This window comes from Janthinobacterium sp. DSP2-3-3, from assembly GCF_049897325.1.
Taxonomy (GTDB): Bacteria; Pseudomonadota; Gammaproteobacteria; order Burkholderiales; family Burkholderiaceae_D; genus Janthinobacterium.
In genome coordinates this window covers 77,649-89,539 of record NZ_JAFCWA010000006.1, presented here as the reverse complement: position 1 = coordinate 89,539, position 11,891 = coordinate 77,649, and the positions used below count along the sequence as shown (strand labels likewise).

General features: G+C 62.7%; 10 protein-coding genes. 5 read left to right on the top strand and 5 right to left on the bottom strand.

Going from position 1 to position 11,891, the window contains the following annotated elements; translation table 11 throughout:
• Positions 1-48 precede the first annotated feature (48 nt).
• Both alaS and ACP7DE_RS13775 read right to left on the bottom strand, forming a co-directional pair.
• A complete protein-coding gene (gene alaS, locus ACP7DE_RS13780; protein ID WP_426072635.1) occupies positions 49-2,667 on the bottom strand; it encodes an alanine--tRNA ligase in 2,619 nt (872 codons plus the stop codon).
• Between the two features lie 119 nt (positions 2,668-2,786).
• On the bottom strand, positions 2,787-3,248 hold the full coding sequence (locus tag ACP7DE_RS13775; protein WP_426072634.1) for a Fur family transcriptional regulator: 462 nt from the start codon (positions 3,246-3,248) through the stop codon (positions 2,787-2,789).
• Positions 3,249-3,408: 160 nt separating this feature from the next.
• On the opposite strand from ACP7DE_RS13775, the gene ACP7DE_RS13770 reads away from it, so the two are divergent.
• Positions 3,409-5,460 (top strand): TonB-dependent receptor domain-containing protein, encoded by a 2,052-nt coding sequence (locus ACP7DE_RS13770; protein ID WP_426072633.1) that lies wholly within the window; start codon positions 3,409-3,411, stop codon positions 5,458-5,460.
• A 47-nt stretch (positions 5,461-5,507) separates the two neighbouring features.
• On the opposite strand, the gene ugpQ is transcribed toward ACP7DE_RS13770, so the two are convergent.
• Positions 5,508-6,248 (bottom strand): glycerophosphodiester phosphodiesterase, encoded by a 741-nt coding sequence (gene ugpQ, locus ACP7DE_RS13765; RefSeq protein WP_426072632.1) that lies wholly within the window; start codon positions 6,246-6,248, stop codon positions 5,508-5,510.
• A gap of 199 nt (positions 6,249-6,447) precedes the next feature.
• On the opposite strand from ugpQ, the gene ACP7DE_RS13760 reads away from it, so the two are divergent.
• Positions 6,448-7,551, top strand: coding sequence for a sensor histidine kinase (locus ACP7DE_RS13760; RefSeq protein ID WP_426072631.1), 1,104 nt, complete (start codon positions 6,448-6,450; stop codon positions 7,549-7,551).
• Positions 7,548-8,438, top strand: a complete 891-nt coding sequence (locus tag ACP7DE_RS13755; RefSeq protein ID WP_426072630.1) for a LytR/AlgR family response regulator transcription factor — start codon at positions 7,548-7,550, stop codon at positions 8,436-8,438. The genes ACP7DE_RS13760 and ACP7DE_RS13755 overlap by 4 nt, the downstream gene beginning before the upstream one ends.
• Positions 8,439-8,443: 5 nt before the next feature.
• Here ACP7DE_RS13755 and ACP7DE_RS13750 read toward each other — a convergent pair whose 3' ends face one another.
• Positions 8,444-8,770 carry a hypothetical protein gene (locus ACP7DE_RS13750; RefSeq protein ID WP_426072629.1) on the bottom strand — a complete coding sequence of 109 codons (327 nt, stop codon included), beginning with the start codon at positions 8,768-8,770 and terminating at the stop codon, positions 8,444-8,446.
• 167 nt (positions 8,771-8,937) lie between these two features.
• On the opposite strand from ACP7DE_RS13750, the gene ACP7DE_RS13745 reads away from it, so the two are divergent.
• Entirely contained in the window at positions 8,938-9,585 is a 648-nt protein-coding gene (locus tag ACP7DE_RS13745; RefSeq protein WP_426072628.1) for a hypothetical protein, read from the top strand.
• A 4-nt stretch (positions 9,586-9,589) separates the two neighbouring features.
• On the opposite strand, the gene ACP7DE_RS13740 is transcribed toward ACP7DE_RS13745, so the two are convergent.
• Positions 9,590-10,870, bottom strand: coding sequence for an MFS transporter (locus ACP7DE_RS13740; protein WP_426072627.1), 1,281 nt, complete (start codon positions 10,868-10,870; stop codon positions 9,590-9,592).
• A 104-nt stretch (positions 10,871-10,974) separates the two neighbouring features.
• On the opposite strand from ACP7DE_RS13740, the gene ACP7DE_RS13735 reads away from it, so the two are divergent.
• Positions 10,975-11,877, top strand: coding sequence for a LysR family transcriptional regulator (locus tag ACP7DE_RS13735; protein WP_426072626.1), 903 nt, complete (start codon positions 10,975-10,977; stop codon positions 11,875-11,877).
• Positions 11,878-11,891 lie beyond the last annotated feature (14 nt).

The following is an 11,891-nucleotide window of genomic DNA, read 5'->3' as shown; positions in this document are numbered from 1 at the left end:
GGCCGTTTTCAAGGGGCTCTGGGGCGAAAACCCCGCATATCCTCTAGCTTACGCCTGTGCTGCGCGTTCGCCGACCCAGGCCGGCACGCCGGCCAGGGCATTCGCCAGGCCGCTAGCATCGGTGCCGCCTGCTTGCGCCATATCGGGGCGTCCGCCGCCTTTTCCGCCCACTTGCTGTGCAACGAAGTTCACCAGCTCGCCCGCTTTGACCTTGGAAGTCGCGTCTGCCGTCACGCCGGCGATCAGGCTGACCTTGCCGTCAGTCACGCTGGCCAGCACGATGGCGGCCGTCTTCAGCTTGTCCTTCAGCTTGTCCATGGTTTCGCGCAAACGGGCCACATCGGCGCCCTCCAGCACGGCGGCCAGCACCTTGATGCCGTTGACATCGACGGCTTGCGTGACCAGCTCATCGCCCTGGCCGGACGCCAGTTTCGATTTCAGCGCGGCCAGTTCCTTCTCCAAGGCCTTCACATGATCTTGCACCTGGACGATGCGGGCCGTCAGTTCTTCCGGCTGCGCCTTCAAGGCGTTGGACGCTTCGACCAGGCGGCGGTTGATGGTTTGCACCAGCGCCAGCGCGCCCTCGCCCGTGACCGCTTCCACGCGGCGGATACCGGCGGCAACACCGCTTTCGCCGATGATCTTGAACAAGCCGATATCGCCCGTGCGCTGCACGTGCACGCCGCCGCACAGTTCTTTCGAGCTGCCGATGTCGAGCACGCGCACTTCGTCGCCGTATTTCTCGCCAAACAGGGCCATCGCGCCATGCTTGACGGCATCGTCAAACGACATCAGGTGGGCTTGCGTGGCGCGGTTTTCCAGGATCTCTTGGTTGACGATGGTTTCCACGGCGGCAATTTGCTCCGCCGTCATCGGCGCATTGTGACTGAAGTCGAAACGGGTTTTATCGGGGTCGACCAGCGAACCCTTTTGCGCCACGTGGCTGCCCAGCACTTCGCGCAAAGCCTTGTGCATCAAGTGCGTGGCCGAGTGGTTGCGGATGGTGCGCGCGCGCTTGGCCGTATCGACTTCGGCCGAGACGGCGTCGCCCACCTTCAACACGCCCGATGCGAGCACGCCGTGGTGGCCAAACACGTCAGCCTGGATTTTCAGCGTGTCGCTGACGGCAAAGCTGCCTGTGCCCGAAGCGATCACGCCCTGGTCGCCCACCTGGCCGCCCGATTCGGCGTAGAACGGCGTGGTGTCGAGCACCACGATGCCATCCTGGCCCGCCTTCAGTTCCGTTACCGGCGTGCCGGCCGCGTACAGCGCCACGACCTTGCTGCTGAACGTCAATTGATCGTAGCCGACAAATTTATTTTTCTCGCCCGTGTACTCGACCTTGCTGTCCTTGTGCGTCTTGCCACCCTTGCGCGACAGTTCCTGGCTTTCCTTCAGGGCCGCGTCGTAGCCCACCTGGTCGAACGTGATATTGCGTTCGCGGCAAATGTCGGCCGTCAGGTCCGGCGGGAAGCCGTAGGTTTCGTACAGGGTGAAGGCGGTGGCGCCGTCGATGCCCGTGGCATCCTTGGCCAGCTGCGCTTCCAGCACTTTCATGCCCGTTTCCAGGGTTTCGCCGAAACGCTCTTCCTCGGCTTTCAGCATGTTGGCCACGTTGTCCTTGGCCTCTTCCAGCTCCGGATAGGCGCCGCCCATCTCCACGGCCAGGTCGGCCACCAGCTTGTAGAAGAACGGCTTTGTCTGGCCCAGCTTGTGACCATGGCGCAAGGCGCGGCGGATGATGCGGCGCAAGACATACGCGCGGCCTTCGCTGCCTGGAATGATGCCGTCGACGATCATGAAGGCGGCGGCGCGGATATGGTCGGCGATCACGCGCAGCGACTTGTTTTCCAGGTCCGTGGCGCCCGTTTCGCGCGCGGCAGCCTTGATCAAATGCTGGAACAGGTCGATTTCATAGTTTGAATGCACGTGCTGCAACACGGCGGCCAGGCGCTCCATGCCCATGCCCGTATCCACGCACGGCTTCGGCAGCTTGTGCATGACGCCCGCTTCGTCGCGGTTGAACTGCATGAACACCAGGTTCCAGATTTCAATGAAACGGTCGCCATCTTCGTCCGGCGAGCCCGGCGGGCCGCCAGGAATGTCGGCGCCGTGGTCGTAGAAGATTTCCGTGCACGGACCGCATGGGCCCGTGTCAGCCATCTGCCAGAAATTGTCGGACGCGTAGCGTGCGCCCTTGTTGTCGCCGATGCGGATGATGCGCTCGGTTGGCACGCCGATTTCTTTCGCCCAGATGTCATACGCTTCGTCATCTTCGATATACACGGTGACGGTCAGCTTGTCGGCCGGCAAGCCATACACCTTGGTCAGCAGTTCCCACGCGTACTGGATCGCGTCGCGTTTGAAATAGTCGCCGAAGCTGAAGTTGCCCAGCATTTCAAAGAAAGTATGGTGGCGCGCCGTGTAGCCGACGTTTTCCAGGTCGTTGTGCTTGCCGCCGGCGCGCACGCAGCGCTGCACCGAGGTGGCACGCGTGTACGGACGGCTGTCCGTGCCCGTAAACACATCCTTGAATTGCACCATGCCGCTGTTCGTCAACAGCAAGGTCGGATCGTTGCCCGGCACCAGGGAGCTGGAACGGACGATGGAATGGCCCTTGGACTCGAAAAATTTGAGGAACTTGTCGCGGATTTCAGATGATTTCATGTTTTTTTGGCAAAGAGTGGCGGCAGCTTTAAAGGAAAGATTATACGTGATATGGGGTGTAGCAATTGCGGTGGGCATGGGCATTGTTGCGCCCGTGCCAACACGGAGGGCTGGACCGCTCAGGCCGGGTCGTGGCCGCTGGCGCAGGCGTGCACAGTGGTGGCAACTGCCACAATGGCGCCCGCCGCAACGGCAGGGCCGGCGCCGACATTGCAGTCGGCGCAGCGGCCGTACAGGGTCAGCTCGTGGCGCTCGACGACAAAGCCTTGCGGCGCCATGCGCTTCAAGTCGCCCGGGCAATCATGCACGTCGAACACGCGCTGGCACGTGGTGCACTGGAAATGGTGGTGGTGGTGATTGGCGGCCGTGTTCGATTCATAGCGCGGGTTTTCACCCGGCAAGGTCACCACGTGCACTTTTTCTTCCAGCACCAGCGATTTCAGATTGCGGTAAACGGTGGCTATGCCCAACTGCGTCACCTGCAAGCTGGCCTGTTCGAGGATTTCCTGCGCCGACAAGGGGCGCTGGGCCGACTCGATGGCGGCTTGAATAGCGGTTTTTTGTCGTGTTGTGCGTTCCATAGCCGACAGAATACACCATCCGCCTAGTTCCACCGCCCGAAAAACTGTCACGCAGTAATGATAATGGGTTATCATTATCATCTTTTTGGCAGTCACCCCATCCGGCAACAGCCTGCCCAAACCCCGCCAACACCGCTAGCCGATAAAGGAACTCTTGCCCATGTCCGTCCGTCCTCAACAACCCACTCCCCTCGCGCTGGCCATCATGCTGGCCTTTGCCGCCCCGGCCAGCGCACTGGCACAGCAGGCAGCCACCTTGCCTGCCGTCACCGTCTCGGCCAGCGCCCTGGCCCTGGGCAGCGACGACATGAGCACGCCCGTCACCGTACTGGAAGGCGAGGCACTGGTGCTGGCAAGGGCAGCAACCCTCGGTGAAACCCTGGCTGGCCAGCCAGGCATCACCTCCAGCCATTTCGGCGCCGGCGCCAGCCGTCCCATCATTCGCGGCATGGATGGCCCGCGCGTCAAGGTGCTGTCCGACGGCGCCGAAGTGCAAGACGCCTCGACCATCAGCCCCGACCATGCCGTCGCGGCCGAACCGATGCTGTCGGAACAGATTGAAGTGCTGCGCGGCCCGTCTGCGCTGGCCTACGGCGGCGGCGCCGTCGGCGGCGTCGTCAATGTGATCGACAAGAAAATCCCCACGCACGTGCCGGCGAAAGGTTTTGAAGGCAGCGCGGAAGTACGCGCCAACTCGGCCGCGCGCGAAAAGGCGGGCGCCTTTGAAGTGACTGGTGGCTCCGGCAACATCGCCTTCCACGCGGAAGGCGTCAAGCGCGACGCCAAGGAATACAAGGTCGGCAGCGGCTGGGAAGGCGGTTCCAAAGTGGCCGGCAGCTACAACAAGACGGACACGGGCAGCGTGGGCGTGTCGTGGGTGGGATCACGCGGCTTCCTGGGCCTGGCCTTCACCAGCCAGCACGCGGAATATGGCTTGCCTGGCCACAACCACGAATTCGAGAGCTGCCACCCACACGGCACGCACTTGCATTGCGGCGGCCACGAAGGCCACGACCATGGGGATGAAGAAGAACATGAGCACGAGCATGAAAGCGTGCCTTACGTGAAACTGAAGAGTGAGCGCTGGGACGTGCGCGGTGAATTACGCGATCCCGTGCCAGGCTTCGCCAAGCTGCGTCTGCGCGCCGCGTTCACCGATTACAAGCACGATGAAATCGAAGGTACGGAAATCGCCACCACGTTCAAGAACAAGGGCCACGATGCGCGCCTGGAAATGGAGCATCATCCCGTCTTCGGCTGGCGCGGCGTGGTCGGCCTGCAAACGTCGAAGCGCGATTTCTCGGCGCTGGGCGAGGAAGCGTACGTGGCGCCCACGCTAACGAAGAAACACGCGGCTTTCCTGGTCGAGGAATACAAGCTGGACCAATGGCGCTTCGAGGCGGGCTTGCGCCACGAATGGCAAGACATCACGGTCGACAGCGCCACCTTGCAAGACCGCAGCGCCAAGGGCACCTCGATCTCGCTGGGCACCGTGTGGAAATTCGCGCCCCAGTATTCGCTGGGCGCGACCATCTCGCGCACGCACCGTTTGCCCAGCGCCGAGGAACTGTATGCGCACGGCGTGCACATGGCCACGGCCACGTATGAGCTGGGCAATGAAAACCTGGGCAAGGAAACGTCGAATAATATCGACTTGACCTTGCGCAAATATGCGGGCGCCACGACCTTCTCGGCCAGCGCCTACCGCAACAAAGTGGACAACTACATCTTCGGCAGCACGCTGGACAGCCACGAAGGCTTCCAGCTGATCCAGTACGCCCAGCGCGACGCCACGTTTACGGGCGTGGAAGGGCAAATCCGCCAGCAGCTGAATCCCATGTTCGGCGCCAGCGTGTTCGGCGACTATGTGCGGGCCAAGCTGGCCGACGGCGGCGGCAATCTGCCGCGCATCCCGGCCCAGCGCGTCGGCGTGAAGTTTGATGCCAACTGGCAGGCGTGGAGCGGCGTGGCCGAGTTCTACCGCGTTGGCAAGCAGGACAAGGTCGCCGCTTTCGAGACGGCAACCCCGGGCTACAACATGCTGAACCTTAGCGCCAACTACGACACGCGCCTCGGCACGACGCCGGCCCAGTTCTACATCAAGGCGAACAACCTGACGAATGAACTGGCCTACAGCCATACTTCATTCATCAAGAATGCGGCACCGTTGATGGGGCGTAATGTGACCGTAGGCATGCGCGTGACGTTTTAGTAGCACCTGACATAAGCTACTGCCAGGTGCTGTTAAGCTGGATGTTGTCAGCTTGCCTTGATTAAATCTATCCGGTCCGTGCAAAAGCCGTCCACGCCCCAGGCCAGCAACTCGCTGGCCCGTTCCGGGGTGTTGACGGTGTAGCAAAACAGTCCAAATCCCTCCCCTTTGACTGCCAGCGCCAGCGCGCGCGTCAGCTGCTGGTGGTCGCAATGGATCGCCACCACGCCCAGCTCGCGCGCCTGCAGCGCCCAGTCAGCCGGTATTGCTTCGACCAGCCAAGCGCGCGCCAGTTCCGGCGCCGCCTGGCGCGCCGCTTCCAGTGCGGCGATGCTGAACGACGATAGCAGCGGCAATAATTTTCCTGCAGCAATTTCCTGTGAAAAGTGCGCACGCGTGGCGCGCGCCACCGCCTCGCCCGTGGCCGCGTCAAAACCGGGTGCTGGTTTGATTTCGATATTCATCCAGATGCGCTGCGCCTTGCAATACGCCACCACGGCGTCAAAGGTGGGCACGCCTTCGCCCGCAAACGCGGGGCCGAACCAGGCGCCCGCCTCCATGGCCCCCAGCTGCGCGGCCGTGTACTCATTGATATGGCCGCTGCCAGCCACCGTGCGCCCCAGCTCGGGGTCGTGCACGACGACGGGCACGCCGTCGGCCGCCAGCATGACGTCGAATTCCACGGCGCGGTAGCCGTAGGACAGGCCGCAGCGCAGGGCGGCCAAGGTATTTTCAGGCGCCAGGGTGCCGCCGCCGCGGTGCGCCAGGGTGCGTGGATAGGGCCACATGGTGTTCCTTTATCGTGATGAGGTTGTCGATCAAGATCGTCTTGCCATCATCGCGTGCAAGCGCCACCGTGTAAAGGACTCGATCAGGCGATTGGCACCACGCCTGCCCTGTTTCGTCGCAGCGGCGTTGCGCCCGCATGCAGAGCCGCCCATAATTGACGCATTACCAACCCGAGTGCCCACCTGAAAGCAGTCGCGCATGCACACTACCGACGCAGCCCCACGCAAGACGGGCTTTCCCTACCGGCGCCTGCTGGGCGATGCCCGCTATGCGCTGCTGCTCAACGTCTTGTGCGCCCTCTTCATCACCTTCGTGCTGAGCGGCGGACAAAGCTTCTGGCTCAACCTGCTTGCGTCCATGTGCATAGGCAGCATCGCCTTCCTGCTGATCGACGGCATCCGCCTGGCATGGTGGGGAGAAGGACGCCGCCCCCAAAAGCTGCCTTTCATTGTCCTCATCATCGTCAGTGCCGCCGTGGCGCAAGTAGGCGGCACCATGCTATTCGGCTGGCTGGCCAATATCGACGTTCCCGCGCCCATTGCCATGTCGCCCCGTAATGTCAGCATGACAGTGTTCACACTGGCGGTGGCGAGTGCGGCCATCCTGTTCTTTAGCAGCCGCGAAAAGATTGCACGCCTGCAAATGGAAGCAGCCCAGGAAAAGGCCCGCGCCGAATCCGTAGCGCGCCAGGCTATGCAAGCGCAACTACAACTGCTGCAGGCGCAGATCGAACCGCACATGCTGTTCAATACCCTGGCCAACCTGCAGGGCCTGATCAGCTTCGATCCCGACCGTGCCCAGTTGCTGCTCGATCAATTGATCCAGTATTTGCGCGCTACCCTTTCCTCTTCGCGCGCCGAATCCACCACCCTGGAGCAGGAGTTTTCCCTGATGCAAGCCTACCTGGGCCTGATGTCCATCCGCATGGGCGCGCGCCTGAGCTTTACGCTGGACTTGCCTGAGGCCTTGCGCCAGATCAAGGTGCCGCCCATGCTGCTGCAGCCGCTGGTGGAAAACGCCATCCAGCACGGCCTGGAACCGAAGATCGAAGGCGGCCATATCCACGTGCAAGCGTCCACGAACGCTGGCGTCCTCATCCTCAGCGTCAGCGACGATGGCCTGGGCCTCGGGCATCCGGGTCAGAGCAAGGGCACGCACCTGGGCGTGGCAAATATCCGCGAACGCCTGCACGGTATGCATGCCGATGCCGCCAGCCTGTCGCTGGTCGCCAACCATCCGGCAGGCGCGACCGCCCGCCTGACACTCCCCCTTCCACCCACCATCACGAGTCCCCTCGCATGAGCCAACACACCCTGCGCGCGCCACGCGCCCTGATCGCCGAAGACGAACCCATCCTCGCCGCCGCCCTCGCACACGCCTTGCAGCGGCTGTGGCCGGAACTCGATATCGTCGCCACCTGTCCCAACGGTGTGGAAGCCTTGCAGCAAGGCCTGTCACTGCAGCCCGACATACTATTTCTCGACATCAAGATGCCAGGCAAGACGGGCATGGAAGCGGCCGAGGAGCTGGCAGAACAGTGGCCCGACGGCGTGCCCTTCCCCCACATCGTGTTTGTCACGGCCTATGACGAATACGCGCTGGCCGCCTTCGAACATGCGGCCGCCGACTACGTTTTGAAACCCGTCAACGATGCCCGCCTGGGCAAGACGGTGGAGCGCCTGCAGCAGCGTTTGCAGGACAGCGCGGGCGGCAACGGTACAAGCGGTACAAGCGGTACAGTAACGGCAACGCCAGCGACGGCTGCCACGCTGGCACCGCTGGCGGCGATGGAAACAGCGTCCGCCAGCGACGACAACCTGGCCCGCTTGCTGAGCCAGCTGCAAGCCATGCTGCCCCTCGCCCCGCGCCTGCACATGATACGGGCGGCCGTCGGCAACAGCGTGCGCATGATCGCCCTGGCCGACGTCGTGTATTTCGAAGCGCTGGACAAATACATCAACGTTGTCTGCCAAGACAGCGAAGCGCTGATACGCACGAGCCTGAAGGAACTCTTGCCCCAGTTGGACCCGCAACAGTTCTGGCAAATCCACCGGGGCACCATCGTCAATGCCAGCGCCATCGCCACGGCCGTGCGCGACGACGCGGGCAAGCTGTCACTGACCCTGCGCCAGCATCGGGCGCAGCTGCGCGTCAGTCCTTTATATGCCCATCTGTTCCGCCAGATGTAACACGGTCAATGCAGCTGGTGCTTCAGGTCCGATAATTCATCGTGGACCTTGAGCACGGCGCTCTTCATTTCCGGCGTCACGCTGGACGCCGTGCCGCAGGCCCGCTTGGCGCGGTCACCCAAGGACTCCATCTGGTCGACGGCTTGCCGGATGCGCGCATCGTCGTGCGTGTCGATGGCTTGCCGCACGGCGCTCTTTTGCTGGTCCAGCTGGTTGATGCAATCCTTCAAGTCCATGGGCATGCCCTGCTGCTTGCCGCACAGCTGGGCCGCCTGGCCGATCGCGTGTTCGATGGCGCCAAAGCGCCTTGCCACTTCCTTTACCTGCATCATGATGATCTCCTGTTCGCGTGGTATCCGGGTTGGATCATCGGACTGGCACAGGGTTCCCCGCCAGCGGCTATGGCGTCGAAATTTCCATGTGGCACTTTTTTGTAAGCGCTTGTGACATTTTAGATAATAATCAACTACCTCAGATACATTGGCGTACCTGAACCACCATGCCATCCATGACCTCGTTGCCTATCCCGCTCCGCCGCGCTCCCGGTCTGCTGCTGATTGTCTTGCTGCACGCGGGGCTGGCATATGTCATCCTGCAGTCACGACCCCGCCTTGCCACTGACGAGAACCTGCCGCAGGGTCCGGCCATCACCTGGCTGCGCCACACGCTCCCGGCGCCGTCCAAGCCAGTCGCGTTGCCCAGCGCACAAGCAGCAGCCGCGCGCCTGCCGCGCCTACCGCTCCCGGCGTCCATCAGCCGCCCCCTGGCCCCTCCCGCCGTCGAACAAGCGCTAGCGCCGGCACCGCCAGATGCAATCACAGCGCCGTCAACGCCCAGCGCGGCCGAGATCCTGGCACAAGCCAAACGCGACGTGGGCAAGATCGACAGGGATTTACGCAAGGAATTTCCGCAGCGCGGAGAACAAAAACTCGATGACACCGCGTTCAAGCGCATGCAGCAAGGCTTTGCCGAGGCCTACGCGGCCGTGCCGCCGAAATGGTATGAAGCGTCAAAAATCGAGGAAGTGGGCGCGAATGCGGCCAAGGGCAGCCGCACCTACAAGATCACCAACGCGCTGGGCACCTTGTGCGTGACCACAGGCGCGGGCAAGAATGGGGAAACGATGATCGGCAACTGCCCCAAATAGCCGCTCAGCCCACCGCTTCGCGTGCGCCCAGCGGCTGCTGATGACGCAGGCGCAGGGCGATCAGCACGCCACCACCCAGGCACAGGCCCAGCATGATGATGACGCCCGTCCAGCCGTCGAAGCCCCACATCATGCCCGAGGCGGAACCGATCAGGCTCGATCCCAGGTAATAGAACAGCAGGTAGAAGGCCGAGGCCAGCGCCTGCGGCGCGCGGGCGCGGCGGCTGACCCAGCTGCTGGCGATCGAATGCGAGGCAAAGAAGCCGAAGGTGGCCAGCGCCATGCCGATGACAATCAGCGGCAAGGAATCGAACAGGGTCAGTAAAATGCCTGACAACATCACCGACAGCATGATCCACAACACGCCCCGGCGTCCCAGACGGTCCACCAGGCGGCCCGCCCAGACGGAGCTGAAGATGCCGATCAGGTACAAAAAAGCCAGCAAGCCGACCGTGCTTTGGCGCAAGCCAAATGGCGCAGCCAGCAGGCGGTAGCCGATGTAGTTGTACAGGCTGACAAAACAGCCCATCAGCACGAACGCCAGGCAGAACAACCACGGCAAGCCCTGGTCGGAAAAATGCTGGCGGATGGCATGCGGCAACGCATTCCAGCCACGGGTACTGGGCACGAAGTTTTTCGAGGCGGGCAGGCTGCGCCAGAATTCGGCTGCCGCCAGCACGCCGGCCACGCCCAACACGCCCAGGGCCCAGCGCCACGAGAGGAAATCGCTGAGCATGGAGGCCACCAACCGCCCCGACATGCCGCCGAACGCGCTGCCGGCGATGTACAAGCCCATCGACAGGCCCAGCGACGGCCCCTCGATTTCCTCGCCCAGGTAAGCCATGGCCACGGCCGGCATGCCGCCCAGGGCCACGCCCAGCGCCGCGCGAATCGTCAGCAGTTGCGCATAATCCTGGGCGAAGGCGGACAAAATGGTCAACATCGCGGCCGAAAACATAGCCGCCACCATCAGCGGCTTGCGGCCGATACGGTCCGAGACGGCACTCAGCAGCACCAGCGAGATGGCCAGCAAGCCGCTCGACACGGACAAGGACCAGCTGCTTTGCGCCGGCGTCAGGTGAAACTGCTGCGACAGCAGGGGAAACAGGGGCTGGATACAGTACAGCAAGCTGAAGGTGGAAAAACCGCCGAAGAACAGGGCACGGTTGCTACGCTTGAATTCAGCCGTTCCCTTGGCGATGGCTGAACGGGGAGCGGGAGCGGCAGGGGAAACCGGGATGGCGGAAGGTGCAGCGGGGGCAAAAGCGAGCGATGAATCAGACATGGCCGTGTTTCAGAAAGGAAGCGAGTCTCCATGTTAGGATTGCCAACTCATATCGTCCAATATATATTTAAGGCCCAACTCATACTTTATATATATTACTGACTATGGAATTGCGCCACCTGCGTTACTTCGTCGCCGTCGCCGAAGAACTACACTTCACGCGCGCGGCCGAGCGCCTGCACATCGGCCAGCCGCCGCTGAGCCAGCAAATCCAGGCGCTGGAAGCGGAACTGGGCGCGCAGTTGTTCGAGCGCAACAAGCGCTCCGTGCGCCTGACGGAAGCAGGCCGTTTGTTCCTCGACGATGCGCGGCGCATCCTGGCCCTGTCGGAACAGGCAGCCGTCACGGCGCGCCGGGCCCAGCGGGGCGAAGCGGGCGAATTGCGCATCGGCTTTACGTTTTCCACGCCGTTTACGCCGTATTTCGCCACCGTCATCAATCGCTACCGCCAGCAATTTCCGCACGTCACCTTGACCTTGCACGAGATGGCGACATTGCATCAGCTGGAAGCGATCTCGGGCAGGACGATGGACCTGGGTTTCGTGCGCCCGCCGGAAACGACGTACCCATCGGATATCAAGCTGACGCAACTGCGGCAAGACCCGCTGTTCCTCGTCTTGCCCGTCGCCCATGCGCTGGCGGCCAAGGAGGCCATTGCCATTGCCGACATGGCGGGCGAAGGCTTTGTGATGTACCCCAAGGATGCGGGCACGGGGATTTATCCGCAGATTTTCCGCCTGTGCAAGGCGGCCGGCTTCGTGCCTCAGGTGGCGCAGGAAGCGGGCGAAGCATCGACCATCATCGGCCTGGTGGCGGCCGGCTGCGGCATTTCCGTGCTGCCCGCCTCGTTCGACCGCATCCGCATGGATGGCGTGTGCTACCGCCCCATCGCCGACCCGCAGGCGACCACCAGCCTGTTATTGGCACAAAGGGAAGAAGAGACGTCGCCGCTGGTGGCGGCGTTCGTGAAACTGGCCGAGGAAGCGGCGCTGGAAGAAAAAGAATAGGCCGGCAAGTGCCG

Coding starts and splice junctions, on each gene's coding strand:
- alaS (WP_426072635.1), bottom strand. CDS start 2,667: ATGAAATCATCTGAAATCCGCGACAAGTTCCTCAAATTTTTCGAGTCC.
- ACP7DE_RS13775 (WP_426072634.1), bottom strand. CDS start 3,248: ATGGAACGCACAACACGACAAAAAACCGCTATTCAAGCCGCCATCGAG.
- ACP7DE_RS13770 (WP_426072633.1), top strand. CDS start 3,409: ATGTCCGTCCGTCCTCAACAACCCACTCCCCTCGCGCTGGCCATCATG.
- ugpQ (WP_426072632.1), bottom strand. CDS start 6,248: ATGTGGCCCTATCCACGCACCCTGGCGCACCGCGGCGGCGGCACCCTG.
- ACP7DE_RS13760 (WP_426072631.1), top strand. CDS start 6,448: ATGCACACTACCGACGCAGCCCCACGCAAGACGGGCTTTCCCTACCGG.
- ACP7DE_RS13755 (WP_426072630.1), top strand. CDS start 7,548: ATGAGCCAACACACCCTGCGCGCGCCACGCGCCCTGATCGCCGAAGAC.
- ACP7DE_RS13750 (WP_426072629.1), bottom strand. CDS start 8,770: ATGATGCAGGTAAAGGAAGTGGCAAGGCGCTTTGGCGCCATCGAACAC.
- ACP7DE_RS13745 (WP_426072628.1), top strand. CDS start 8,938: ATGCCATCCATGACCTCGTTGCCTATCCCGCTCCGCCGCGCTCCCGGT.
- ACP7DE_RS13740 (WP_426072627.1), bottom strand. CDS start 10,870: ATGTCTGATTCATCGCTCGCTTTTGCCCCCGCTGCACCTTCCGCCATC.
- ACP7DE_RS13735 (WP_426072626.1), top strand. CDS start 10,975: ATGGAATTGCGCCACCTGCGTTACTTCGTCGCCGTCGCCGAAGAACTA.